This window comes from Actinomadura graeca (assembly GCF_019175365.1).
Classification (GTDB): domain Bacteria; phylum Actinomycetota; class Actinomycetes; order Streptosporangiales; family Streptosporangiaceae; genus Spirillospora; species Spirillospora graeca.
This window is the reverse complement of sequence record NZ_CP059572.1, coordinates 2,501,530-2,526,212: the sequence shown is the minus strand read 5'-3', so window position 1 is coordinate 2,526,212 and position 24,683 is coordinate 2,501,530. Positions and strand designations below refer to the sequence as shown.

Genomic DNA, 24,683 nt, shown 5'->3' with positions numbered 1-24,683 from the left:
CGTCCGGCGAACACCTACTGAAGGTGGCCGTCCGGTGTCCTTGAGGCACTCGGAGTAGCCGCCCGGGTGCGGAGCGCGTGCGCCGTCCCGTCCTTTCGCCGTCCTTCCCAGCTCAGGGTCCCGGGAGGACCGGACAAGGACCGCAGCAGGACCGCGGCCTGGACGCTGTCCAAATGCAGAACACCCTGGACTTTTCCACCCTGCTGCGGCTCACCGCGGGATTGCTGGCCGAGGTCGCCGACGAGGAGTCGGCCCGGACCCGGATCACGAGGGAGATCGAGGCCGGCGAGAGCGCCTACGAGCTGTTCGGCCAGGCGTGCCGGTTCGAGGGGCCTTACGCGGCGAGCTGGGTGCACGGCCCCGGCGAGAAATCGCCGTACCTGTCGCTGGAACTGGCGGCGTCGTCGCTCGACGAGGGACGGTACCGCGCCACGCTCGCCGACATCGTCCTGTCCACGTCGGCCGGCATCCCCTACGACTACCGCGCCCTGGCCGCCGAGGAACTGCTCCTCCTCGGCCCCGGCGACTTCACAGCCGCCCTGCAGAAGGCGGTGGACTCCTTCGAGCCGCTCGGGTACCGCAGCCTGGAGACGAAGGTCGCCGTCCCCACCGACGGCACTGACGACCTCTTCGAGATCCCGGAGACGGTCACGGGCAGGATCGCGGTGCTGACCGCCGCGAGCAGGGCCAAGACGCTGGAGAGCCGGTACCTGCTCGCCCGGCGCGTGCTCGGCCGCGCCCCGCGGGCGCAGGCGCCCGCGACGGAGGCCGAGCGCCTGATCTCCGAGGACGCCGGGACCGAGATGGTCTCGCCGTCGGACTACCTGGTCCCCTGGGACCAGGAGTTCCCGAGAGGGAACGGCGCTGCGCTCACCCTCGCGGAGCTGCTGCGCATCGTCCTGCTGTGCCCGGAGTTCAAGCTCCCGGACGCGCGGGTGCGGCCGATCCTCGTCGACTTCCACCGGTCGGTGCTGCGGACCGGCGGACGCTCGATCATCGGCCTGTCCGCGGGCGTGTTCCACGTCGAGCACGGCACGCTCACCACGCCCTCCTACTACTACCAGGGGCGCGACTCCGTCCTCGGCAAGGGACTGGTGATCGACTGCGTGGGCGGCGCGATCCTGCGGAGCGGGTCGGTGCTCGGCGGAGGGTTCATGCCGATCCTCATCCACACGCACAAGCACATCCGCGAGAGCGGTGAGGCCGGCGCGTCCGAGCGCGAGCGGATCCTGCCGTGCGTCTTCGCCGCCGAGGCCGGCGCCCGGTTCCCGATGGACGCGATCGGCCTCTTCGAGACCGTGGATTATCTGGAGAAGGACACCCCGTTCGAGGGGATCCGCGCGATTCCGCTCAACGACTGACCGTCGGGCACATCGCGGCGCGTGCGGACGGGCCGCCGAATGTACGACGAAAGTCTGACCGGGCCCGCGACCTGAGGTGGATGCCGCGAAGCCGGCGTCCTTCCCGGTCGCGGGCCCGCGGCGGAATGGCGGTCGGCGGGCGGAAAGCAGAAGGTGACGCACGGTGCCCCGGCGTCATAATCGCCGCCGTCCTTATGATCAAGCCCCCTGGGAACGAATCGCGTGGCCGGAAGGAGCCACCACTTCCCGACCCATTTTGACAACCCGGGTCGGAACCCCGGTGATCTAAGCCCTCAGCAGCAAACCGATCACCACGTCCAGGGGGGACCGAGACGATCATGAAGAGGGAACTGTCTCCGGGGGCACGCGCGTGGCGCCGCCCCGGCACGCGCATCGCGGTGGCGCTGGCCGGCGCGGGGCTGGCGGCGCTCGCGTTCTACCAGCTGTCCGACCCGTCCGCACCCGTCAGGGCCGACCGCGACGCGCACGCCCGCGCCGCGCAGGGCAGCGGGCTCGATCCGCTCTCCGACCAGGAGATCCAGAAGGCGCAGCGCGCGGCGCTGGCCGACCAGCCGCGCGCCCAGGGCGTCACCGGACGCCCGCAGGTGGCGTTCGTGAGCGCCAGCCGCCTGGAGGGCCCGGACGGCGGCCCGCGCGTCGCCGACGTCCGGCTGTACGACTACCGCACCGACGAGATGATCGTCCGGCACGTCGACCTGGCCTCGTCCCAGGTGATCAAGACGGAGCGGGCGACCGGGACGCAGCCGATCGCGAGCGTCGACGAGCTGCGCCGCGCCGTCGAGCTGATCCTGGCCGACCGCCGCCTCGGGCCGGGCCTGCGCACCTCCTACAAGGGCGCCGCCGGGCACGAGCCGGCGTCGGCGTCCGACATCCACACCCGGGGCCACATCTTCCGCGCCCCGCAGGCCGCCGGCGCGCGCAACGCCGCCGCGGTCGCCCAGTGCGGCGCCAAGCGCTGCTTCACGGTGGACCTCCAGCTCCCTAACGGGACGTGGATGGACACCGGCCGCATCGTCGTCGACATGTCCGCCCAGCGCGTCGTCATCCTGGACCGGTAGGGGGAACCGAGCCATGACCACCTTCGAACGAGTGCGGGCCCGGCTGCGGTCGGGGATCGGCTTCGGAGCGGCGGCGTCATGCGCCGCCCTGCTGTGCGCGGCCGCACCGGCCGCGTCCGCCGCCCACGCGCCCGCCCACGCCTCCGCCGCCGCGGCGCCGGCCGACTGCGCAGGCCAATACAAGATCGACAAGAGATTCCCGAACGGGGCCCGGTGGCAGATCTGCTGGGAGGCCCGCGACGGCGAGGGCCTGCGCATGCTCAACGTCCGGTACACCCCCAAGGGGAGCGGCGAGGTCAAGGTGCTGCGGGACCTGGCGCTGACCCAGGTCCACGTGCCCTACGACGACGACTCCCAGCGCCACCTCGACATGCCGCTGGACCTGAACTACGCCGCACGGCTCCTGCCGCGCGACTGCCCGGGGGGCGAGATCCGCAAGCACAACGGCCGTCCCCTGGTCTGCGTCAACACCAACGGGCGCGGCTACGGCTACAAGAAGACCGACGTCGACGCGGACAAGGAGAAGCAGCGGCAGTCGAGCGAGCTGGTCGTGTTCGGGGTCTTCGAGGTCGGCTGGTACGACTACATCCTGGAGTACCGGTTCACCGACGACGGGCAGATCACCCCGCGGCTCGGCGCGACCGGCTCGCTGGCGTCCGACCGTACCTCGGCCAAGCACGGCTGGCCGATCGGGCGGGGCAACACCCACTACTCCCCGAACCACTTCCACAACGCGTTCTGGCGCGCCGACTTCGACCTCCAGGGACCGGCCGGCGACAAGGTCGAGCAGTTCGACTTCTCCGGCCAGGGCGCCCTCAAGCGCACGATCCTGCGCAAGACGCTCACCCGGGAGACGGCGGTCAAGCTCGCGCCCGACCGCTTCTGGCGCGTGGTGGACCCGGCCGTCAAGAACGCCGACGGCCACCCCATCTCCTGGCAGATCAGCGACATCGCCAGCAGCCAGTTCCGCGGGCCCGCGTCGGCCGGCGAGCAGTTCACCCTCTCCGACCTCTACGTCACCCAGCGCAAGGCGTGCGAGCGGCTGGCCGCCCAGAACGAGGAGCCGCGCTGCGCCAAGCAGGTCGACAAGTTCGTCAACGGGCAGGCGCTGACCGACCCGATCGTCTGGGTCAGCGTCGACTTCCACCACATCCCCCGCGACGAGGACCACGACCCGCTGCCCGCGCACTGGCAGGGCTTCACGATCAGCCCGCGCGACGTCACCGCCAAGAACCCCTACTGATCGCGTGAGCCGGCGGACGCCCCGGGGAACCGGCCCCCGGGGCGTCCGCCGACCCCACCCGGAGGACACTCATGATCGAGGGAGACGGTGCGCCGCCGGCCCGGCCGGCGCACCGCGCCGGATACCGCCGCGCCCCGGTCGCAGGCGTGCCGGCCAGGGACGATGGCCGGCGGTACAGCAGGCTGTACCGGCGAATGGATAGCGTGCGGCACTGCCAGGCCCGGCGGTCGTCGGCGAAGCTGAACGGCATGACAACAGGTGTGATCTCGGGGGCACGCGCGTCCGGCGCGAAGGGGACACCGGCGTCAGCGTGGACGCGTGCCCGCGCGGGCGGCGCTCCACGGCGGCGGGACGCGGTCCGGCCGGTGCGCGAGGCGGGGGCCCGCGCCGTCACGGCCACGGACGTCCGCGGACGCGGCGGAAGGGGCGTCGCGTGACCTCCGCGCCGCCGCGCCCGCTGCTGAGGGCCGGCGCGGCGTCCGGCGCGCTGCTCGTGGCCGCCGTCGCCACGGTCGCCGCCGTCTCCGTCGCCGCCGTCCCGGCGGACGCGAGGGCCGCCACCGCATGCCGCGACAACAAAGGCTGGTGGTGCCTGTACGGCAAACCGGACCTCCAGGACGGCGGCGGGCTCATCGGCACCAACAACGGTGACACCGACCTCAAGATGGAAAAGGACTGGTCGTTCTTCAACGACGGGACGCGGTCGGCGATCAACCGCACCGACAGCTACGTGGGCCTGTACGACGACATCGAGTTCAAAGGGCTGATCTCGTGCCTGCCGCCCAGGACACGGCTGCGCGAGTTCCGCGGCGGCGTCAGCTCGCTGCGCATCCACCCGAGCCGCGGCGCGGCGTGCCTGGGGTCGGGGGGCGCGGTGCAGCCGGAGCTGCTGGACACCGGGCCGAGCCCGACCGCGGCGCCGAGGAGGTCGCCCAGGCGGGAGCAGCCCGCCCGTCCCACGGCGAAGCCCGAGCCGACCGCGACGCCCGAGACGGGCGAGCCCTCACCCGAGCTCGCCCTGCCGTCGGTGGACGGCCCGGCGTCGCCGCTGCCCAGCCCGCCGCCCGTCAAGATCGCCGTGCCGCGGTCCGCCGCCGGGAAGGACGGTGTCTCGTGGCAGCCCGTGGCCGCCGTCGCGGCCGGTATGACGGGCGTCCTGGCGCTCGCCGTCCTCGGGGTCGGCGGATGGGTGTTCGGCCGCCGCTACCGCGCCGGCCAGGGGCCCCGCACCGCGGCCGACCCCGGCGCGGCCCTGCGCGTCCACCGCGCGCTGCTGCTGCTGGCGGTCGACTGCGAGCAGGACGGGCGGGAGGTGCCGAAGGCGCGCGCGGTGACGATCGACGAGGCGGAGGTGGCCCTGCACCTGGCCGCCGCCGACGAGAACGCCCCGGAGCCCTGGCGGGTCGCGCCCGGCGGGCGGCGCTGGCTGCTGTCCGTCGCCGACATCGACGAGATCACCGGCGACTCCGTCCCCGCCGCGCCCTATCCGCTGCTCGCCCTGGTGCGGCCTGGCATGTGGGTGAACCTGGCGGCGCTGCCGGGGCCGATCGCGCTCGCGGGCAACCGCAAGGCCGCCCGCAAGGCGGCGCTCGCGCTGGCGCGGGGCATGCGGGAGAACCCGTGGCGCGAGGGCGTCCGGGTCCGGACGGTCGGCTTCCCGCCCGAGGCGGTGACCGGGCCGGAGGACGGCGCCGAACGCGGCCGGGTCGTGATCATCGACGACGGCATGCAGGTGCCCGCCAAGACCCCGCCCGGATCGGCCGTCGTGGCGGTCGGGCGGCCGGAGCGCGTCGGGACGACCTGGCGGGTCCGGTTCGACGGGTCGATCGTGCCGCCGGCCGAGGTCCTGGAGAAGGACCCCGCCCCGGCGACGGCCGGCCCCGCGGCGGCGGGAGCGCAGTGACGTGAGGGAGACCATCGCCGTGGCGGTGCACGCGCCCGACCCCATCACCTACGCGGGCGTGGTCGGCGGGCTGCGCCACCACCCGGAGCTGAACCTGGTGGACGAGACCGACGCGGTCGTCACCGTCGTCGTCGCCGAGGCCGTCGACGAGCAGGTCAAAGGGGTGCTGCGGCGCTTCTCGCGCTCGATCGGCTCACGGTCGGTCCTGATCGTCAGCGATCTGAAGGAGGCGCACCTGCTGGAGGTCGTGGAGTGCGGCGTCGTCGCGATGCTCTGGCGGCGCGACGCCGGGCCCGACGGCATCGCCCGCGCCATCGTCGCCGCCGCCGGCGGCCACGGCAGCCTGCCCCCGGACCTGCAGGGGCGGCTGCTGAAGCAGATCGGCCGCATCCAGCGCGGCGCGGGCGCCCACGGCCTCACCGCCGCGGGGCTGGCCGAGCGGGAACGCGACGTCCTCCGCCTCATCTCCGACGGCCTGGACACCTCCGAGATCGCCAGGAAGCTCGCCTACTCGGAGCGGACCGTCAAGAACGTGCTGCACGGCCTGATGACCCGCCTGCAACTGCGCAACCGGGCCCACGCCGTCGCCTACGCCATCCGGGAGGGCTACATCTGATGCTCCACGAAGTGGACGCCGCGCTGCGGACGCTGGTGAGCACCCGGGCGCTGGCCGGCGGCGACGTGCGCCTGGTCTTCGACGCGCCCACCCGCGAGTGGGCGGCGCAGCGCAACATCCCGACCGTCAACGCCTACCTCTACGACGTCCGCGAGGACATGGCGCGCAGGGAGCGCGGGCCGGCGCGGGTGCACGGCAAGGACGGCCGGGTGACCGCCTACCGGCAGCCGCCGCGCTTCTACCGCCTGTCCTATCTCTTCACCGCCTGGACCAAGCAGCCCGAGGACGAGCACCGGCTGCTGTCGGCGGTGCTGGGATGCCTGCTGCGCCACGAGACGCTGCCCGCTGACACGCTGCCAGCCGGGGGGATGCTGGCTTCGGCGGGACTGTCCGTCCCGATCACCGCGGCCGTCCCGCCGCCGGATCCGCGGTCGATCGCCGACATCTGGTCGGCGCTCGGCGGCGAGCTCAAGCCGTCGCTGGACGTCGTGGTGGTCGCGCCGTTCCTCGTGTCGCCCGAGTACCCCGCGGGACCGCCGGTCACCGAGGTCGAGGTCCGGGTGCGCGACAGCGTGTACGCGGTCACCGAGGTCCGCAGGGAGCCGCTCACGTGACCGACTCGACCGGCTACCTGCTGGCCCGCGTCGAACTGCTCCGCGCCCGGGTGCGGCTGCTGGTCGAGGAGCGGGCGGGCGCCGACCCGTCCGCCGGCGACCGGTTCCGCGGGCTGTACGTCGGGCCGGAGACGGCACGGCGGCTCGCGGACGGCCCGGGGCCCGGCGCCGTCCCCGACCCGGGCTACGAGCACGCCGTCTTGGAGCTGGCGGAGACCGTCGGCACCGCGACCCGCGCGCACCGGCTCGCCACGGCGTTCGGGCTCATCGACCTCGACATGGAGATCCTGCTCGTCGCGCTCGCACCCGACCTGGACCGCTCGTTCGAGCCGCTCTACGGCTACCTCAACGACGACGTGAGCCGCCGCCGCGCCTCCGTGGGCCTGGCCCTGGACCTGTGCGGCACCCCCGTGACCTCCGCCCCCGCACGCGCGCGGTTCGCGGCGGGGGCCCCGCTGACCGCGGGGAGGCTCCTCGTCCTGGAGGACACCGACCGCCCCTTCCTGAGCCGTGGCCTGCGGGTCCCGGACCGGGTCGCGGCGTTCCTGCTCGGCGACGACGCCCCGGACGGCGACCTCGCCGGGGTGGTGCGGCTGGACGGCGGCGGTGTCCCGGGACCGGACGTCCCGGGGCCGGACGTCCCGGGGCCGGGCCTGACCGGCTTGGCGGCCCGGCTGCGCGGGGACGATCCGCCGCTGGTCTACCTGCTGGAGGACCGGCCCGGCACGGGTGTCGCGGCGGCCCGCTCCGCGGCGGCGGCCGCGGGGCTGCCCGTGCTGGTCGCCGACCCGTCCCGGCTGGACGCGGCGCTCGTCCCGTCCGTCCTGCGCGAGGCCCTGATGCGGGGGGCGGCCGTCGTGGCCGGGCCCCTGGCGGACGGCGTCCTCGTGCGGACCTTCGCCGGCGCGCCGCTCAAGGTCCCGGTGCTCCTCGCCGGGCCGCTGCCGTTCGACCCCGCGTGGAGCGAGACGCAGCCGCTGGTCCTGGACGCCCCGGCGCAGGCGCCCGCCGCCGGAGTCTGGCGGGCGGAGCTGCCGGGCGAGCTGGGCTTCGACCTGGACGCGGCCACCGCCACCTACCGCTTCACCGCGGGCCAGATCCGCCGCGCGGCCCAGGCCGCGCTCGACCATGCCGCGCTCGACGGCGCGCCCCTGTCCGCGGCGCACCTGCACCGCGGGGCCCGGCTCCAGAACGCCGGGGGCCTGCACAAGCACGCCAGGCGGATCGTCCCCGCCGTGGGCTGGGACGACCTGGTCCTGCCCGGCGAGGTTGCCGGGCGGCTGCACGAGCTCGTCCAGCGGGCCCGCCACCGCGACCGGGTGCTCGGCGAGTGGAGGCTGCGCAGCGGCGGCGGCCGGGGACGCGGCGTGGTGGCGCTGTTCGCCGGGGAGTCCGGCACCGGCAAGACCATGTCCGCCGAGGTCCTCGCCGCCGAGCTCGGCCTCGACCTGTACGTCGTCGAGCTGTCGGCGGTGGTCGACAAGTACGTCGGCGAGACCGAGAAGAACCTCGAACGGATCTTCACCGAGGCCGACCGGATGGACGCGGTGCTGCTCTTCGACGAGGCCGACGCGGTGTTCGGCAAGCGCTCGGACGTCAAGGACGCCCACGACAGGTACGCCAACCTGGAGAGCGCCTACCTCCTGCAGCGGCTGGAGTCGTTCGGCGGCATCGCGGTCCTCACCACCAACCTGCGCGCCAACATCGACGACGCCTTCACCCGCCGCCTCGACCTCGTCATCGACTTCCCGTTCCCGGACCCGGCGCAGCGCCGGGCGCTGTGGGAGCACTGCCTGGCCCCGCCGGTCCCGGTCGGCGGCGACGTGGACCTCGACCGCTGCGCGCGGGAGTTCGAGCTGGCGGGCGGCGCGATCCGCAGCGCGGTGGTCACCGCCGGCTACCTGGCGGCCGCCGCCGGGCACCCGGTCACCATGGACGACCTGCTCGCCGGTGCCCGCCGCGAGTACCGCAAGCTGGGCCGCCTGCTCCCCGGCGACATCTAGACGGTTCCCCGGTGATCCGGCGGTGCGGGCCCGGCGGCTCGCACCGCCGGATCACTCCGCGTCGGATGACTGCGCGTCGGATGACTCCGGTGGGTCATTCCGGGGTCGGCTCGTAGGGGATGCGCAGCGCGGAGATGTTCTCTTGGCCGCGCGGCACGTTCGCCCGCACCTCGATGGGGGAGTTGCCCGACCGGATCCAGAACCCGACGCTCAGCTTGCCGCCGTCGAGGTCGCGGTACTCCTCGCCCTCGGAGAAGTCCGAGCCGACCAGCTCGGTGTACCGCTGCCACTCCTGGTTCGGTTCGAGGCGGAACGCCTTGAAGACCTGGCGCCGCTCCAGCACGTCCTTGCCGTCGAAGGTCCAGTCGAAGATCACGGAGATGCTCGCGTCGGGATCGCCGTTGGAGCGGACCCAGAAGTCGAAGGTGGGCTCGGTCCCCGCCTGGTAGGTGTCGTGCAGGCCGCAGATGGTGAACCGCACGGGACTGTAGGTGCACTTCCACTCGTTGCCCGTCCGGGCGAAGCCGGGGCTTTCGACGGGGATGGTCCGGCTGGTGGGCTGCTCCTCCGCCGGGGCGGCCTCGGGCCAGGGCCCGGCCTTGTTCAGGTAGAGCAGGTGGTGCCCGGGGCCGCCGAGCGGACGTTCGCCGCCGTCACCGTCGCCCTCTCCCTCGCCCGCGCCCGGCTCCTCGTCTCCGCCGTCACCGGGGAGCGGCTCCGCGGGGGCCTGCCGGGGCTCCTGGTCGGGCGCCGGGGCCTTGGCGGACGGCTTGTCGTCGGGGAGGCTGAGCGGGTTCCCCACCGGGACCATGCCGCCCTCGCGGGCCCGCGAGCCGAAGTTGGGCTTGAAGGTGAACCACGCGATGGTGAACGCCAGCGCGGACGTCAGCAGCAGCCCCATCAGGCCCAGCAGCCAGCGCGGCATGACCGCCCGCTGGAGGAAGACGCCCTCGACCTCGACCGGTTCCACGCCCGAGCGCAGCACGTTCACCTTGTAGGGGTGGGACTCGCGGTTCCCGAACCAGGTGATGGCGCCCGGCTTGATCCGCCCCCGGACCCACGCGGCCCGTCCCGGCTCGACCTGCACGTTGGCCGGGGACAGCTCGAAGCCGAGCTGCCCCCCGTTGTCCTTGCCGGTCAGCGACGCCGTCAGCCGGGTGTTGCCGAGGTTGTCGACGGCGAACCGGGGCTTGCCGCGGAACCGTCCCCGCACGGTGTGCGGCAGCAGCTCCGCCCGGACCTCGGTGAACGGCGTGACCGTCAGATGCCCTTCGACGACCGTCTTGTCGCCCGGCTGCTCGGTCGGGATCACGTCCACCGCGAACGGATGCCCGCCGACCGTCGCGTCCGGGGTGCGCGGCGGCCGGAAGGTGATCTCGGACGTGCCGGTCGTCCCCGGGTAGAGCCGCAGCGTCCGCGGCTCCACCTCCGCCCACACCGCGGGCTCGCCCGCGACCGTGATCCGGTACTCCTCCACCAGGTCGGTCGTGTTGCGCAGCCGCAGTGCGACCGTCACGGCGCCGCCGGGATCCACGGTGGCCGACGCCGGATCGAGAGAACTCCAGATACTCACCGATCGGACTCTAGATCGCGGCGGACGCCCCAGGAATGACCGCTCGTGCACCCCGGGGTGCACGCCTCCCTGCCCCAGATCGCGGGGCGCGGACCGCGCCCCCTGCCCGCGTGGACGGGAGCCGGGGCGACGCCGTCCCAGGCGCCGGGCCCGCCGACGGCCGTCCACGCGGTCATGCCCTCACGGGCATCGCACGGTGCCCTCCGGAAGGGACGAACGGACGTTTCGGAGCAGCCGGGCGGAACGGCATCGTTCAGGTGAACTCAGACGTCCAATCGGGGGAGTAGCTGCCCATGCCCACCTATCTGTCGCCCGGCGTCTACGTCGAGGAGGTGGCCAGCGGATCCCGCCCGATCGAAGGGGTGGGCACGTCCGTGGCGGCCTTCGTCGGCTTCGCGCCGGCAGGCCCGCTGAACGAGCCCGTGCTGGTCACCAACTGGTCGCAGTACGTCGCCGCCTTCGGGGACTTCACCGACGGCTACTACCTGGCCCACGCGGTGTACGGGTTCTTCAACAACGGCGGCACCACCTGCTATGTGGTCCGCGTCGGCGGGGCGGCGGACGACGGCGGCGACGCGCCCAAGCAGCTGGACGCCCCCGCGCCCACCCGGCTCGGCGGGTTCCACGTCGCGGCCGTCCCCTCGGGGGCCACCGGGACCGTCACGGTGGAGGTCGCCGACATCGACGGCGGCGACAAGGCCGGGGAGAAGGCCGACGACCGGTTCAAGCTCGTCGTCAAGGTCGACGGCAGCGTGGCCGAGAGCTTCAACGTCTCCACCAAGAAGAACACCCGCACCTACATCGTCACCCAGGTGAAGGAGCGCTCGAAGCTCATCACCGTGACCGAGGCCGCGCCCACCGGGCAGCTTGCCAGGCCCGACAACCAGAGCGTGACCCTGCCCGCTCCGGCGGCGCCCGCCTCGCCCGTCGCCGACGGCCGGACGATCGGCCCCGAGCACTACCTCGGCGACGCCGCCGACCGCACCGGCTTCGGCGGCCTGGAGGCCATCGACGCGATCACCATGGTCGCGGCGCCGGACCTGATGAGCGCCTACCAGCGCGGCGCCATCGACCTGGAGGGCCTCAAGGCCGTCCAGCTCGGCATGATCGCGCACTGCGAGCTGATGGGCGACCGGGTGGCCATCATCGACCCGCCGCCCGGCCTGAACGCCCGCCAGGTGTACGAGTGGCGGCAGGACACCGCCGGGTACGACTCGCGCTACGCCGCCCTCTACTACCCGTGGATCAAGGTCTTCGACCCGTCCTCCGGGCAGACCGGGCTGATCCCCCCGAGCGGCCACCTCGCCGGGATCTGGGCCCGCAGCGACGCCGAGCGCGGCGTCCACAAGGCCCCCGCGAACGAGGTCGTCCGCGGCGCCGTGGACCTGGGCCTCCAGGTCACCAAGGGGGAGCAGGACCTGCTCAACCCGATCGGCGTCAACTGCATCCGCTCGTTCCCCGGCCGCGGCGTGCGGGTGTGGGGCGCGCGGACGCTGTCCTCGGACCCGGCGTGGCGGTACCTGAACGTCCGCCGCTACTTCAACTACCTGGAGGAGTCGATCCTGATCGGCACCCAGTGGGTGGTGTTCGAGCCGAACGACCACGCGCTGTGGGCCAGGATCCGCCGCAACATCTCCGCGTTCCTGGTCACCGAGTGGCGGGACGGCGCGCTGTTCGGCGCCAGCGCGGAGGAGGCGTACTACGTCAAGTGCGACGAGGAGACCAACCCGCCCGAGTCGGTCGACCTGGGCCGCGTGGTCTGCGAAATCGGCGTCGCACCGGTCAAGCCCGCCGAGTTCGTGGTGTTCCGGCTGGCGCAGATCTCCGGCGGCGGCGAGCTGGAGGAATAGCCCCGCCTCGCATTCTTCATCACTAACCAGAAGGAGAGACCATGGCACGTTTCGACAAGGCCGACTCCGCGGCGGCGCACAATTTCGGATTGCAGATCGACGGCGTGATGGTCGAGTACCTGCACAAGGTGTCCGGGCTCGGGCAGAAGCAGGACGTGATCGAGTTCAAGCAGAACTCGGCCCAGGGGCACCCGATGACCGGGAAGCTCCCCGGCGTCTCCCAGGCGGGCGAGTGCCAGGTCGTCCGCGCCACCACGGGCAGCAAGGTGTTCTCCGACTGGATCAAGGAATCCTTCAAGGGGAACATGGGCCAGGCCCGCAAGAACGCCACCATCATCCAGATGGACTACGAGAGCAATCCCGTCCGGCGCTTCAACCTTCGCAACGCCTGGTGCTGCGACCAGCAGTTCGACGATCTGGAGGCCGGCAGCACCTCGCCGGTCACCGAGACCGTCACCATCACCTACGAAGAAATGACGATCGAAGAAAGCTGATGCGCCGTTCCGCCCCAACAGCAGGCTCGGGCCCGATGCGGACGGAGTTCGCCTTCGAGCTCCCGCGCGGGTACGTGGACGAGAGCGGGACCGTCCACCGTGACGGCGCGATGCGCCTCGCCACGGCCAAGGACGAGCTGGTCCCGCTCCAGGACGTGCGCGTGCGGGAGAACCCGCCCTACCTGTCGGTGGTCCTGCTCGGCCGGGTGATCACCCGGCTGGGCACCCTCCCGCAGGTGCACGACGGCGTCGTGGAAGGCATGTTCGCCTCCGATCTGGCGTTCCTGCAGGACTTCTACCGTCAGATCAACGCCGAGGGTCACACCCTGGCCACTGTGGCATGTCCCTCCTGCGCGGAGTCCTTCGAGGTGGACTTCGCCGGGAGCCGCCTGGGGGAATCGTGACGTACCCGCCGGAACGCCTGCACCACGAGATCGCCTACATCGCCTACCACTTCCACTGGTCGCGCGCGGAGATCATGGACTTGGAACACCCGGACCGGCGCCGGTACGTCACCCAGATCGCCTCGTTCGTGAGCGGCTGACCCGTGGGAATCCGTGACCTGTTCTCCCGCCGCCCGGCCGCCTCCGCGGAGGCACCCGGTGCCCCCGGCACCCCGGACGGGCCCGGGACCCCGGACGGGCCCGGCGCCGGCTGGCGCACCCTGCCGGCGTCGGAGCCCCCGTCCCCGATGGGCACGATCTCCAACGCGTCCTTCGGCATGACCCTGTCCACGTGGCAGTCGCCCTCCTTCTCCAAGGAGATGACCCGTCACGTACGCCTGGACGCACCGCGCAGCGTCCAGGACCCGCCGCGTCCGATACAGGCGGGCTCGTCCCCGCCGATGCCGCTGGCCCAGCAGGACACCGAACCGGAGCCGTCACCGTCGGTGTCGCTGCCACCGGCGACGTCCCCGGCGCCCCGTCCCGCGACGCCTCTGACCACCGCCCTCGGCGTCAGCCGACCTGCCCGCCAGGTCCGCGCGGTCAGATCCCGGCCACCGGCGCAGCCCTCCGGCCCGGCGGTCCAGCGCAGCGCGGACGCCGCGGAGCCGAGCGTCCCCGCGCCCGGACCCCGGCCCGCCGAACCTCAGACCACCGGGCGCCAGACGCCCCCTCCAGGACGGCCCGCCCCGCGCCCCGGCCTGAACGCTCCGCTGCCGACGACGCCGGAAGCCCCCTCACCCGAGGATCCGCCGCTGCCCGTCCAGCGCTCCGCATCGGCGCCGGGCGAGAAGCCCGGGCCGCCCGGCCGTCCGGTCATGAGGGGACGCGCCGCCGCGAGGCCCTCGCCACCCCGGCCACCGGTACAGGGTCTCCAGGCGCCGAGTCCGGGCAAACCCGCTGACGGCCCCGCCCCACCCGGCCCGCCCCCGGCGCCGGAAAGCGAGACGCGGGGACGTGGTGCCGAGGGCACCCCGTCCCCTCCTCCGATCCAGCGTTCGGCGAGCAAGCCCACCTCACCGAGCCGTCCGGCGCAGCCTTCGCGGAAGGGAAAGCCAGCGGGCAAGACGGAAGGCGCCTCGTCCACCGGACCTGCGGCGCCGGGACCTGGCCTTGAAGGCGTGCCGCCTCACACGGAGGCCAGGCCGCCTGCCGAACGCCCCGACCAACGCGCCGCGCAGGGCAACGCGCCCGGACGCGATGCCGCACGTCCAACGCAAGCTACGGGCGGCGGGACTCCTGCCACCGGAGCGGGAAACGCCTCGCCTGGACGGCCGGTGGTGCCGGGGCCTGGCACCGAGTCCGGGTTGCCCATCCAGCGCTCTGAGGCCGGATCCGGTACGGGCGCGCCTGCTGGCGACCCCGTGCGACCTGGTCGTACGGCCGCACCGGGCGCTGCGCCGAGACGCGATGTCGTTCGTCCGGCGGCGCAGACTTCGGGCAGCGGGACGCCTACCGGTGGGTCAGAGGGTGCTTCGTCCGGACACTCGGGTTTGCCAATTCAGCGTGAGCCTGGGTCCGGTGTGAGTGCGTCTGGTGATTCTGTTCGGTCTGGACGCGGTGTTGTTCGTCCGGCGCAGGCGCCGTCTGCTGGTGGGTCGGAGGGTGCTTCGTCTGAAGGATCGGTCTTGCCGGTTCAGCGCTCTGAGGCCGGATCCGGTGTGGGCGCGTCTGGTGATTCTGTTCGGCCTGGTCGCGGCGTTGTGCGTCCGGCGCAGGCGCCGCCTCCTGGAGAACCAGGTTTGCCGGTTCAGCATCCTGATGCCGGGTCCGGTGCGGGCGGGCTGGGGCGTGGTGCTGTGCGTCCGGAGGTGCAGGCTTCGGGTGGCGGGACGTCTGCTGGCGGGTCGGAGGGTGCTTCGTCTGGAGGGCCGGGTCTGCCGGTTCAGCGTTCTGATGCCGAATCCGGTGCGGGCGCGTCCGGTGGCAAATCCGTTCGGCCTGGACGCGGTGTCGTTCGTCCGGCGCAGGCGCCGCCTGCTGGTGGGTCGGAAGGTGCTTCGTCTGTAGGACCGGGGTTGCCGGTTCAGCGTCCTGATGCCGGGTCCGGTGCGGGCGGGTTGGGGCGTGGTGTTGTGCGTCCGGAGGTGCAGGCTTCGGGTGGCGGGACGCCTGGCGGTGGGTCGGAGGGTGTTGCGTCTGGAGGGCCGGGTTTGCCGGTTCAGCGTGAGGCTGGGTCCGGTGTGGGTGCGTCTGGTGATTCTGTTCGGTCTGGACGCGGCGTTGTGCGTCCGGCGCAGGCGCCGCCTCCTGGAGAACCAGGTTTGCCGGTTCAGCGTTCTGATGCCGGGTCAGGTGCGGGCGCGTCGGCTGGTGGATCTGTCCGGCCTGGTCGTTCGGCTGGGCCGGGTGGTCCGTCGGGGTCAAAGGGTGCCTCTTCTGGGCGGTCGGGTTTGCCGGTTCAGCGTTCTGAGGCTGGATCCGGTGCGGGCGCGTCTACAGAGGAGCCTGTTCGGCCTGGTGGATCGGTTGCGCCGGGCAATGCGCCAGGACGTGGGGTGGAGGGTGTTTCGTCTGGGCAGTTGGGGTTGCCTGTCCAGCGTTCGGAGACCAGGTCCGGGGAGAGCGCGTCGCCGCCTCGTGCGGAGTCCGGGCTGCCTGTTCAGCGTTCTGTGGCAGGGGCGAGTAAGGGTGTCCCTACCGAGAAGAGTGTTCCGCCTGGACGATCGGAGACGCCCAGCGGTCCGTCGGAAGGGGCGGCGGCCCCTGCTGGAGCCGTGTCGAGCGAGGCGTCGGGTCGTAGTGTTGTGCGGCCTGTGCCGGGGTCGGCTCCCGGTGTGGAATCGGAGTTGCTTGTTCAGCGTTCCGAGACCGCGTCCGGTACGGGCGTTCCTCCTGGCCGACCGGCCGCGTCGAGCGGTTCGCGTGGCGAGGCGTCGTCTGCTGGTGAGGCGTCGTCTGGGGTGCCCGTCCAGCGTTCTGGAGCCGGATCGGGTCCGGGCGTGCCTACGGCAAGGCCCGTGCAGCCTGGTGTGCCCGCGCGGAAGCCCGTTCCGCCTTTGTCGCGGCGGGTCGGGTTGGGGGCGCCGTTGCCTTCGGTTCCGACCGCGGGACGGACGGGCCAGAGCGAGGTCGGGCAGCGTGACGTGACCGGCGGAGTCACGCGTCCGTCCGAGAGTGTGGTTCCGCAGGCGGCCTTGCCCGTCCGGCCGGAGCAGGGTTCGAAGGCGGAGCCCGGCACCGGCCGGTCCGAGCCTCGTCGCCCGGGGCCGGGGCCGGGGGCGCGGGGACGCGTCGCACCGCCGGTGCGGCGTGCGGGGCTGGGCGCGCCTGTCCAGCGTTCGGTGGCGGGGCCGGAAACGTCCGCTATATCTCCGCCGGTCCGGGGTCCCGCGCCCGCCGCGCCGCCGCCTACGGCGACACCGGGGGAGGGGCCCGCGAAGCCGGACGGCCCCTCGGCCGGAGTCCCGGTCCAGCGTTCGACGGGCACGCCCCTGCGGGTGGCGGCGTCACTTCCTGTACTGCGGGCCGGTCACACCGGTGCGCCGCGGCCGGGGCGGCCCGGACGGCGGGGGACCGTCCGGCCCATTCAGCGATCGGCGACGGCCGCCGACCGTCCCGCACGCCGGGCCGATCGTCCCCGTCCGGCCGTCCGGCCCGTGCCGGGCGTTCCGGCCGCCGGATCCGGGACGGGAGGCGGGGCCGGGTCGGCTCCGCGGACGGCCCCTTCCATGACACCTGCCGGGACGGTCTGGCCGACCGTCCCGGCTCCTCCGCCGGTCCAGCGTGCCGTGGCGCCCCCGAGCCTGGCCGCGTCCGCTGGTCCGGTGAGCCGGGCATCCGGGATCCGACCCGTTCCGGAGACGCCCGGCGTCGGCCCGGTGGCCTCCTCTCGCGGTACCGCCGAGGAGGCCACCGGGTCCGTCCCCGCGCCCGTTCCGGCGGTGCAGCGGGCGATGCCTTCACCGCCGAGGCCGTCACCGCCGAAGCCGCCGCCCGCGCGGGCGGCGGCGCGTCCGGAACCCCGGGTGGGGGGACGCTCCGACGACGCCGAGCTGGACGAGCTCGCCCGGCGCCTGGTCGTGCCGCTCTCGCGGCTGCTGCGGGCGGAGCTGCGGATGGACCGGGAGCGGGTCGGGCGCCTGCGTGACCTGCGGACCTATTGAACGGAGTGCGATGACGACGAAGAGGGATCCCGGCTCGACGGTGTTCTTCAGGCTGACCATCGACGGGGAGAGCCTGGGGAACTTCAACGGCTGCGAGGGGCTCGCCGCCCAGGTGGACATCGAGCAGCGCGAGGAGGGCGGCAACAACGGGTACGTGTGGCAGCTGCCCTCCCGGGTCAGGCACTCCAACGTCCGGCTGACCCGGCCGATCAACAAGGAGACGGCCCAGGTGATGGCCTGGATCTCCTCGGTGGCGACCGGGATCCGGCGGCCGACGGCGCAGATCGAGGCGCTGCGGGCGGACGGGTCGCTGGTCGCGCGCTGGGGGCTCCTGGACGTGGTGCCGGTGAGCTGGACGGGGCCGACGCTCGACCCGTCCAGCCCCGCGGTGGCGACCGAGGTGCTGGAGATCGCGCATCACGGGTTCACGGGCTGATGGCGGGCAAGGCGAGCCATGTCCGCGCGTCGCTCAGCATCCACAACCCGCCGGCGGGGAACGGGACCAAGCCGGGCGGGCTGATGAAGAAGATCAGGTTCCAGTTCAACCCGGCGCAGCTGGAGCTGACCAAGTCGGCGAACTGGCGCTACAGCCCCGCGGTCGCGACCAGGGCCGGGGCGCAGGTGGAGTTCCTGGGCAGCGAGCAGCAGGGACTCGACGTGGAGATCTTCCTCGACGCCTCGGACCGTCCCGGGCACACCCGCGTGCGCGACGACGTGGAGACGCTGTTCTCGTGCCTGCGGCCGGCGCCGTCCAGCCTCCCGGACCGGGGCTCGCCCCCGTGGGTGATCTTCGAGTGGGGCGAGTTCACCACCGTCCGGTTCGTCGCGTACGTGCGGCAGGTGAGCGCGTCGTACACGCTGTTCAGCTCCACCGGGGCGCCGGTGCGCGCGACCTGCCGGGTCTCGCTGGAGGAGATCCCGCAGGACACGCCGGGGCAGAACCCGACCTCGGGGGCGCTCACCGCGCGCAGCGTCCACCGGCTGGTGGCGGGCGACACGCTGCACTCCCTGGCCTGGTCGGAGTACGGCGACGCGACGGCGTGGCGGGTGATCGCCGAGGCCAACGAGATCGACGACCCGATGCGCCTGGAGCCGGGGCGGGAGCTCCTGCTGCCCGCGGCCGAGGACATCGGGGACCGGGGGGACGCGTGACGAAGGGCAACTACACCAGCCAGCTCAAGGTGCGCATCGACGGCCGGGTGCTGCCGGTCACCGTGACCAAGAGGCTGATCGAGGCGTGGGTGGACACCAGCGTGAACGTGCCCGCCTCCTTCCAGCTGACGTTCCGGGACCCGTCCCGGCGGCTGCTGGCGGCGATGCGGGTGAAGATCGGCTCCAAGGTGGTGCTGCACGCGCAGGTCATCGGCAAGGACGGCGGCAAGCCGCTGCTGACCGGGGAGGTCACCGCGCTGGAGGCCGACTTCGACGGCACCGGGAAGTACAGCGTGGTGCGGGGTCACGACCCGGGGCACCGGCTGCTGCGCAACCGGCGGGTCAAGGGGTACCAGCAGATGACCGCCTCCGACATCGCCAGGATCCTCGCACGGCAGAACGGGCTGAAGATCGGCCGGATCGACAAGACCCGGACGGTCTATCCGATGATCACTCAGCCGAACGTCACCGACTGGGAGTTCCTGACCAGGCTGGCCAGGGAGAACGGCGTCGACGTCTACTTCTCCGACGAGGGGGCGTTCCAGTTCGTCGACCCGCAGCCGGCGTCGGGCGCCCCGGGCCAGAACGTCACCGCCGCGTCGAGCCCGTACGTGCTGCAGTTCGGGGACAACCTGCTGCGCTGCCGGATGGGCGTCACCGCCTCCGACCAGGTGCGCGAGGTGCAGGTGCGGGGCTGGGACGTCCAGCGCAAGAAGGGCGTGGTCGAGCGGAGCCCGGCCGTCTCGAACCCCGAGCTGCAGATCGGGCTGACCGGGGGGGAGGCGGTCAAGGCGTTCAAGGGGGGCGGGCTGGTCAGGACCGACGTCCCGTACGACACCAGCGCGCAGGCCAAGGAGGCCGCGGCGTCGCTGGCCGCCGATGTCAGCTCCGCGTTCGCCGAGCTGGACGCCGAGGTGCTCGGCGACCCGAAGCTGCGTCCCGGGCTGCCGGTCGCGGTGAACAGGGTCGGACGGCCGTTCGAGGGCAAGTACACCGTCACCGCGGCCCGGCACGTGTTCCTGGCCGGCGACCGCTACGAGACGTGGCTGACGGTGTCCGGGCGCCAGCACCGCTCGCTGTTCGGGCTGGCCTCGGGCGGCGGGGTGTCCGACGCGCCCAGGCTGCACGGGGTGGTGTCCGCGATCGTCACCGACATCCGGGACCCGGACCGCCAGGGCCGCGTCAAGCTGACCTTCCCCTGGCTGGACAAGGACTACGTCAGCGACTGGGCGCGGGTCGTCCAGTACGGCGGGGTCCGCGGCGGGGGCCTGCTCATGCCCGAGGTCAGGGACGAGGTGCTGGTGGCGTTCGACCGGGGCGCCCTGGACCATCCCTACGTCATCGGCGGCCTCTACAACGGCCGCGACAAGCTCCCCAGGTACCAGAGGATGCCGGTGGTCGCGCCGGACGGGCGGGTCAACTGGCGCAGCGTCGCCTCGCGTACCGGCAACCGGGTCGAGCTGGTGGACGCGATGGGCCGCCGGGGCGTCAAGGTGGCCAGCGGCGACGACCGGATGACCATCGAGCTGCAGCAGACCGGCACCCGGCTCAGCGTGCACAGCGACGGGTCCGTGGAGATCTCCGGCACCCGGGCGGTGACCGTCAGGGGCGCGGTGGTGACGGTGAACGCCGCGACGCGGGTCGCCGTCCAGGCGCCGAGCATCGGCCTGACGGCGGCGAACATCACCCTCACCGGGATGGTGGAGATCCTCGGCAAGGCGAACGTCACCCCGCTCCTGACACAGAAGAACGCACCGGTCGTGACGCTGCCACCGGCTTGAACGAGGAGGGGTCATGGGGGAACAGTTCGTCGGCGCGGGCTGGGGGTTCCCGATGCGGGTCAGCGCGTCGGGCGGGATCGTGCTGGTCACCGGGGAACGGGAGATCGAGGAGGCGATACGGCTGGTGCTGGTCACAGCGCCGGGCGAGCGCCCGACCCGTCCCGAGTTCGGCTGCGCGATCCACGACCTGGTGTTCGCGCCCGTCAACGAGGAGACCGCCGGCCGCATCGCCTACGAGGTGCGCGCCAGCCTGGACCGCTGGGAGCCCCGCATCGAGGTCTCCGACGTCCGGGTGACCGGGACGCCCGACGACGGCACGGTGCTGTTCATCGACGTCCGCTACGAGATCCGCGGCACCAACAACCCGCGCAACCTGGTCTTTCCGTTCTATGTGATCCCGTCGCACGACGACCCGTCCCCCGAGAGCGAAGCCTGATGCCCCTGCCCGCGCCCAACCTCGACGACCGCCGCTTCCAGCAGTTCGTCGACGACGCCAAGCGCTACATCCAGCAGCGCTGCCCGGAGTGGACCGACCACAACGTCTCCGACCCCGGCGTGACGCTGATCGAGGCCGTCGCGCACATGGTCGACCAGCTCGTCTACCGGCTCAACCGGGTGCCGGAGAAGAACCACGTGGCGTTCCTGGAACTGCTCGGCATCACGCTGCTGCCGCCCGCCGCCGCCCGCACGGACGTCACGTTCTGGCTGTCGGCGCCGCACGACGAGGACGTGCTGGTGCCCACCGGCGTGGAGGTCGCCACGCAGCGCACCGAGCAGGAGGAGGCCGTCGTCTTCACGACCGTGCGCGACCTGCGGATCGTGCCGTGCGAGCTCTCCGGGATCGCCGTGCAGGCCGGCGGCGGCCCGCCGGCCGACCACACCGCCGACCTGCGCGCCGAGAAGGACTTCGCCTGCTTCTCCGCCGCGCCCCGTCCGGGGGACGTGCTGGCGATCGGGCTGTCGGCGGCGGTCCCGTCGTGCGCGGTGATGGTCCGCATGGACAGCCGCGTCGACGGCGTCGGCGTCGACCCCCGGCAGCCGCCGCTGCTGTGGGAGGCGTTCACCGGCGAGGGCTGGCGGGAGTGCGAGGTCGCCTCCGACGGCACCGGCGGCCTGAACCGGCCCGGGGACGTGGTCCTGCACGTCCCGGACGGGCACGTGATGTCCCGCGTGGGCGTCCAGGAGGCCGGGTGGCTGCGCTGCCGCCTGACCGAGGCCCGGCCCGGGCAGCCGTTCTACTCCGTGTCGCCGACCGTCCGCGCCGCCGAGGTCTTCACCATCGGCGGCACGACGGGCGTCGTCCACGCCGAGACGATCGAGGACGACCTGCTCGGCGAGGCCGCGGGCGTCCCGGGGGAGCGGTTCAGGACCGAGTACGCCCCCGTCGTGGCGGGCGACCCGCCGCTCGTGCTGGAGACCTCCGACGGCGAGGGCTGGCAGCGCTGGGAGGCCGTCGAGCACTTCGCCGCGTCCGGTCCCGCCGACCCGCACTTCCGGCTCGACGCGGCGACCGGCGAGGTCTCGTTCGGTCCCGCCGTCCGCACCCCGGACGGGCTGCTCCGCCAGCACGGCGCCGTGCCGGGCAAGGGGGCGGTCGTGCGGGCCGGCCGCTACCGGACGGGCGGTGGCCGCCTCGGCAACGTGGCCCGCGGGGCGTTGACCGTCCTGCGCACGTCGGTGCCGTTCGTCGCGCGGGTGGAGAACCGGGAGGCCGCCCGCGGCGGCGTCGACGCCGAGACCCTGGAGGAGGCCAAGCGGCGCACGCCGGTCGCCCTGCGCGCCCAGGACCGGGCGGTGACCGCCCGCGACTACGAGGAACTGGCCCGCCGCGCCGCCCCGGACACCGCGCGCATCCGGTGCCTGCCCGTCGACGAGGCGGGCGCGGGCGCGGTGCGGGTCCTGGTGGTGCCGCAGGCGGTGCCCGACCCGGGCGGGCGCCTGCGGTTCGAGCAGCTCGTGCCCGGCGACGACCTGCTCCGCCGCGTCACCAGGCACCTGGACGAGCGCCGCCCGATCGGGATCCGCCTGGCGGTCGGCCCGCCGTTCTACCAGGGCGTCACCGTCGTCTCCACCCTGCACGCGTTCGTCGGCGCCGAGGCCGAGCGGGTCCGTCTCGCCGCCCTGGACGCGCTGTACGGCCACCTCGACCCGCTGACCGGCGGCGCGGACGGCCGGGGCTGGCAGTTCGGCCGTCCCCTCCAGGCGGGCGAGGTGTTCGCCGTGCTCCAGCGGGTGGCGGGCGTCGAGCTCGTCGACGAGGTGCGGCTGCACGCCGCCGACCCGCTGACCGGCAAGCGCGGCGACGCGGTGGAGCGGATCGACCTGGACGCCTCCGCCCTGGTCTTCTCCTACGACCACAAGGTCCGGGTCCTCGGGGGAGCGTCATGAGGGGCGCCATCGACGGACTGCTCTCCCCGCACCCGCTCGGCCCCCGGCTGCCCTCGGTGTTCGCGGAGGACGACCTCGCCCAGCGGTACGTCGCGGGACTCGACGACCTGTTCGCCCCCTTGCTCGCGGTGCTGGACTGCCTGGAGGCGTACTTCACGCCGCATCTGGCCCCCGCCGACTTCGTCGGCTGGCTGGCCGACTGGGTCGGCGCCGAACTCCACGGTGACGAACCCGAGGCGCAGGCCCGCGGCGCGGTCGCCGCGGCGACCGCGCTGCACCGGCTGCGGGGCACCCCGCGCGGCCTGGCCACGGCCGTCCGGATGGCCTTCGGGGTCACCCCCGAGATCGTCGAGAGCGGCGGCGCGTCCTGGTCGGAGCGTCCGCTCGGCGCGATCCCGGGCGAGGCGGAGCCCCGCCTGGAGGTGGTGCTCAGGGTCCCCGACCCCGCGGCGGTGGACGCGCGCCGGCTGGAGGCCCTGGTCGCCGCCGCCCGTCCCGCCCATGTCCCCTATGTCGTTCACATCGTCGAGAGAGGAGCGGGGCAGTGACCTCCGCCGGAACCTGCGCGGACTGCGGGGCCACCGATCAGAGCGGGTCGTTCTGCGACCGCTGCGGCGCGGTGCTGAGCTGGGTGCGCCCCGAGCCCCCCGCCGCCCAGCCCCCGCCCCCGGCCCGTCCCGCGCCCGCCGAGCCGCCCCCCGCCCCGCCCGCCGAGGCACCGCCTGCCCCGCCCACCGGGGCATCGCCTGCCCCGCCCGCCGGGGCACCCCCTGCGCCTCTTCCCAGCCCCCCGCCCGCGCCTCCTGCCGAACCGCCGTCCCCCGCCCGGCGGCCGGCCGGCGACGCCCGGGACACCCCGTTCCAGGCCACCGCGCGGACGGAACACCCGCCCGCGCGGGACGAGCGGGCACGGCGCCTGCTGGTCCCGGTGGCGCCCGAGAGCGAGCAGCGTCCCGCGCCGCAGGGCCCCACGCCGGTTCTTCCCGGCCGTCCGGAGGCCGCCCGCCCGCGCATGCGCGCCACCGAGCACCCGGACTGGTCCGGCGGCGTCCCCTGCCCGTGGTGCGACACCCCGAACCCGCCCGACCGGCACTTCTGCCGCCAGTGCGCGATGCGCCTGGCCGCCGCGGACAAGAACGGGTCCCGCACCCGCACCTGGTGGCAGCGGATCTTCGAGGGCGGCCGGGACCGGGAGGCGCCCTGGGCGGGCGAGCGGCCGAGGCTGCGCCGCACCCCCGGCCGCGTCCTGCCCCTCGTGGCGATGTCCCTGCTGGGCGTCGCGCTGCTCTGGACGGCCATCGTGAAAGTGGACGACGTCGGGAACGGCATCGTCGACCATTTCGTCAGGCGCGTGCCGGTGACGTCCAACGCGTCGGCCGCGTCGCACTCCGACCCCAAGCACGGCGCCAAACTCGCCTTCGACGGGCTGAGCGACACCTTCTGGGGCACCGGATACGCCGGCGGCGGCCAGGGTGTCTTCCTGGAGGCGTCCTTCGTCCAGCCCCGCCGCCTGCTCAACCTCATCATCACGCCGGGCATCTCCAAGCAGCCGGACCGCTACGCCACCCAGGCCCGCCCCCAGATCCTGGACGCCACGGTGATCTCCTCCGACGGCACGGCCAGGACCACCGAGCTGCAACTCGACGACGCCCCGGGCCCGCAGAAGCTCAAGCTCCGCGGGAACAACGTCGTCCGCGTCCGCCTGACGATCCGCTCCGCCTACGGCGCCGCCCCCAACCGACAGGTCTGCATCGCCGAAGTCGAGTTCTTCACCCGCGCCGCCATCAAAACCCTCTGACCCGACCCGGGCGCCGGTGTGGGGCCGTCACTTGGTGTGGGCACCGTCTGCGGACGGGGTCGACGGCGCCCCGCGCCGGGGCCCGTGGCGGGTTGCGATACCAATCATGCCCTTTCTTGCCGACAATTGAGTTCTTGCATTCCGTGAAAGGCATAACCGTCTCGCGGGTGCCGGCGAGCCGTTCAGGCAGGTCAGCATTGTCTCCCCTGGGGATCAACTCGGGGCTAAAGCGGATCCGGCCGATCTCGGGTGCCATTCGGGTGCCGTTCGCCATCGTCA

Annotated in this window: 22 protein-coding genes; 20 read left to right on the top strand and 2 right to left on the bottom strand. The window is 73.4% G+C overall.

Annotated elements, in window-relative coordinates; genetic code table 11:
• Window positions 1–173: 173 nt before the first annotated feature.
• The 7 genes from AGRA3207_RS11400 to AGRA3207_RS11370 all read left to right on the top strand — a co-directional run bounded on the left by AGRA3207_RS11400 (window position 174) and on the right by AGRA3207_RS11370 (window position 8,819).
• Window positions 174–1,361 (top strand): hypothetical protein, encoded by a 1,188-nt coding sequence (locus AGRA3207_RS11400; protein ID WP_231334565.1) that lies wholly within the window; start codon window positions 174–176, stop codon window positions 1,359–1,361.
• A 338-nt stretch (window positions 1,362–1,699) separates the two neighbouring features.
• Window positions 1,700–2,440, top strand: coding sequence for a hypothetical protein (locus AGRA3207_RS11395; RefSeq protein WP_231334564.1), 741 nt, complete (start codon window positions 1,700–1,702; stop codon window positions 2,438–2,440).
• Window positions 2,441–2,453: 13 nt separating this feature from the next.
• On the top strand, window positions 2,454–3,683 hold the full coding sequence (locus AGRA3207_RS11390) for a copper amine oxidase (protein WP_231334563.1): 1,230 nt from the start codon (window positions 2,454–2,456) through the stop codon (window positions 3,681–3,683).
• A gap of 433 nt (window positions 3,684–4,116) precedes the next feature.
• On the top strand, window positions 4,117–5,586 hold the full coding sequence (locus tag AGRA3207_RS11385) for a peptidase inhibitor family I36 protein (RefSeq protein WP_231334562.1): 1,470 nt from the start codon (window positions 4,117–4,119) through the stop codon (window positions 5,584–5,586).
• Between the two features lies 1 nt (window position 5,587).
• Window positions 5,588–6,202 (top strand): helix-turn-helix transcriptional regulator, encoded by a 615-nt coding sequence (locus AGRA3207_RS11380; protein ID WP_231334561.1) that lies wholly within the window; start codon window positions 5,588–5,590, stop codon window positions 6,200–6,202.
• On the top strand, window positions 6,202–6,816 hold the full coding sequence (locus tag AGRA3207_RS11375) for a Pvc16 family protein (RefSeq protein ID WP_231334560.1): 615 nt from the start codon (window positions 6,202–6,204) through the stop codon (window positions 6,814–6,816). Before AGRA3207_RS11380 ends, AGRA3207_RS11375 begins: the two co-directional genes overlap by 1 nt.
• Window positions 6,813–8,819, top strand: coding sequence for an ATP-binding protein (locus AGRA3207_RS11370; RefSeq protein WP_231334559.1), 2,007 nt, complete (start codon window positions 6,813–6,815; stop codon window positions 8,817–8,819). The genes AGRA3207_RS11375 and AGRA3207_RS11370 overlap by 4 nt, the downstream gene beginning before the upstream one ends.
• A 94-nt stretch (window positions 8,820–8,913) precedes the next feature.
• Here the strand turns inward: AGRA3207_RS11370 and AGRA3207_RS11365 are convergent, their stop codons facing one another.
• Entirely contained in the window at window positions 8,914–10,392 is a 1,479-nt protein-coding gene (locus AGRA3207_RS11365; RefSeq protein WP_231334558.1) for a COG1470 family protein, read from the bottom strand.
• Window positions 10,393–10,685: 293 nt separating this feature from the next.
• Here AGRA3207_RS11365 and AGRA3207_RS11360 point away from each other — a divergent pair, with 293 nt between their 5' ends.
• Genes AGRA3207_RS11360 through AGRA3207_RS11345 form a run of 4 tightly spaced genes read left to right on the top strand, consistent with a single transcriptional unit; the run spans window position 10,686 to window position 13,280 of the window.
• Window positions 10,686–12,242 (top strand): phage tail sheath family protein, encoded by a 1,557-nt coding sequence (locus AGRA3207_RS11360; RefSeq protein ID WP_231334557.1) that lies wholly within the window; start codon window positions 10,686–10,688, stop codon window positions 12,240–12,242.
• Window positions 12,243–12,283: 41 nt separating this feature from the next.
• Window positions 12,284–12,736, top strand: a complete 453-nt coding sequence (locus AGRA3207_RS11355; RefSeq protein WP_231334556.1) for a phage tail protein — start codon at window positions 12,284–12,286, stop codon at window positions 12,734–12,736.
• Window positions 12,737–12,771: 35 nt separating this feature from the next.
• On the top strand, window positions 12,772–13,140 hold the full coding sequence (locus tag AGRA3207_RS11350) for a hypothetical protein (RefSeq protein ID WP_231334555.1): 369 nt from the start codon (window positions 12,772–12,774) through the stop codon (window positions 13,138–13,140).
• Window positions 13,137–13,280 carry a DUF6760 family protein gene (locus AGRA3207_RS11345; protein ID WP_231334554.1) on the top strand — a complete coding sequence of 48 codons (144 nt, stop codon included), beginning with the start codon at window positions 13,137–13,139 and terminating at the stop codon, window positions 13,278–13,280. The genes AGRA3207_RS11350 and AGRA3207_RS11345 overlap by 4 nt, the downstream gene beginning before the upstream one ends.
• A 227-nt stretch (window positions 13,281–13,507) precedes the next feature.
• Here the strand turns inward: AGRA3207_RS11345 and AGRA3207_RS11340 are convergent, their stop codons facing one another.
• Window positions 13,508–13,681, bottom strand: coding sequence for a hypothetical protein (locus AGRA3207_RS11340; protein ID WP_231334553.1), 174 nt, complete (start codon window positions 13,679–13,681; stop codon window positions 13,508–13,510).
• A gap of 1,025 nt (window positions 13,682–14,706) precedes the next feature.
• Between AGRA3207_RS11340 and AGRA3207_RS11335 the strand changes: the two genes are divergently transcribed.
• From AGRA3207_RS11335 to AGRA3207_RS11295, 9 genes are all read left to right on the top strand, one after another.
• Window positions 14,707–15,189 carry a hypothetical protein gene (locus AGRA3207_RS11335; RefSeq protein ID WP_231334552.1) on the top strand — a complete coding sequence of 161 codons (483 nt, stop codon included), beginning with the start codon at window positions 14,707–14,709 and terminating at the stop codon, window positions 15,187–15,189.
• A gap of 1,958 nt (window positions 15,190–17,147) precedes the next feature.
• A complete protein-coding gene (locus AGRA3207_RS11330) occupies window positions 17,148–17,285 on the top strand; it encodes a hypothetical protein (RefSeq protein ID WP_231334551.1) in 138 nt (45 codons plus the stop codon).
• Between the two features lie 10 nt (window positions 17,286–17,295).
• Window positions 17,296–17,721, top strand: a complete 426-nt coding sequence (locus AGRA3207_RS11325) for a phage tail protein (protein WP_231334550.1) — start codon at window positions 17,296–17,298, stop codon at window positions 17,719–17,721.
• Window positions 17,721–18,437, top strand: a complete 717-nt coding sequence (locus AGRA3207_RS11320) for a CIS tube protein (protein WP_231334549.1) — start codon at window positions 17,721–17,723, stop codon at window positions 18,435–18,437. The genes AGRA3207_RS11325 and AGRA3207_RS11320 overlap by 1 nt, the downstream gene beginning before the upstream one ends.
• The gene (locus tag AGRA3207_RS11315; protein WP_231334548.1) at window positions 18,434–20,218 is read left to right on the top strand and encodes a VgrG-related protein; all 1,785 of its coding nucleotides are present in this window, start codon (window positions 18,434–18,436) and stop codon (window positions 20,216–20,218) included. The genes AGRA3207_RS11320 and AGRA3207_RS11315 overlap by 4 nt, the downstream gene beginning before the upstream one ends.
• 13 nt (window positions 20,219–20,231) lie before the next feature.
• Complete coding sequence (locus AGRA3207_RS11310) at window positions 20,232–20,654, top strand: GPW/gp25 family protein (protein WP_231334547.1); 423 nt, start codon at window positions 20,232–20,234, stop codon at window positions 20,652–20,654.
• Window positions 20,654–22,606 carry a putative baseplate assembly protein gene (locus AGRA3207_RS11305; RefSeq protein WP_231334546.1) on the top strand — a complete coding sequence of 651 codons (1,953 nt, stop codon included), beginning with the start codon at window positions 20,654–20,656 and terminating at the stop codon, window positions 22,604–22,606. The genes AGRA3207_RS11310 and AGRA3207_RS11305 overlap by 1 nt, the downstream gene beginning before the upstream one ends.
• The gene (locus tag AGRA3207_RS11300; protein ID WP_273700028.1) at window positions 22,603–23,154 is read left to right on the top strand and encodes a phage tail protein; all 552 of its coding nucleotides are present in this window, start codon (window positions 22,603–22,605) and stop codon (window positions 23,152–23,154) included. The genes AGRA3207_RS11305 and AGRA3207_RS11300 overlap by 4 nt, the downstream gene beginning before the upstream one ends.
• Window positions 23,151–24,404, top strand: coding sequence for an NADase-type glycan-binding domain-containing protein (locus AGRA3207_RS11295; protein WP_231334545.1), 1,254 nt, complete (start codon window positions 23,151–23,153; stop codon window positions 24,402–24,404). The genes AGRA3207_RS11300 and AGRA3207_RS11295 overlap by 4 nt, the downstream gene beginning before the upstream one ends.
• Window positions 24,405–24,683 lie beyond the last annotated feature (279 nt).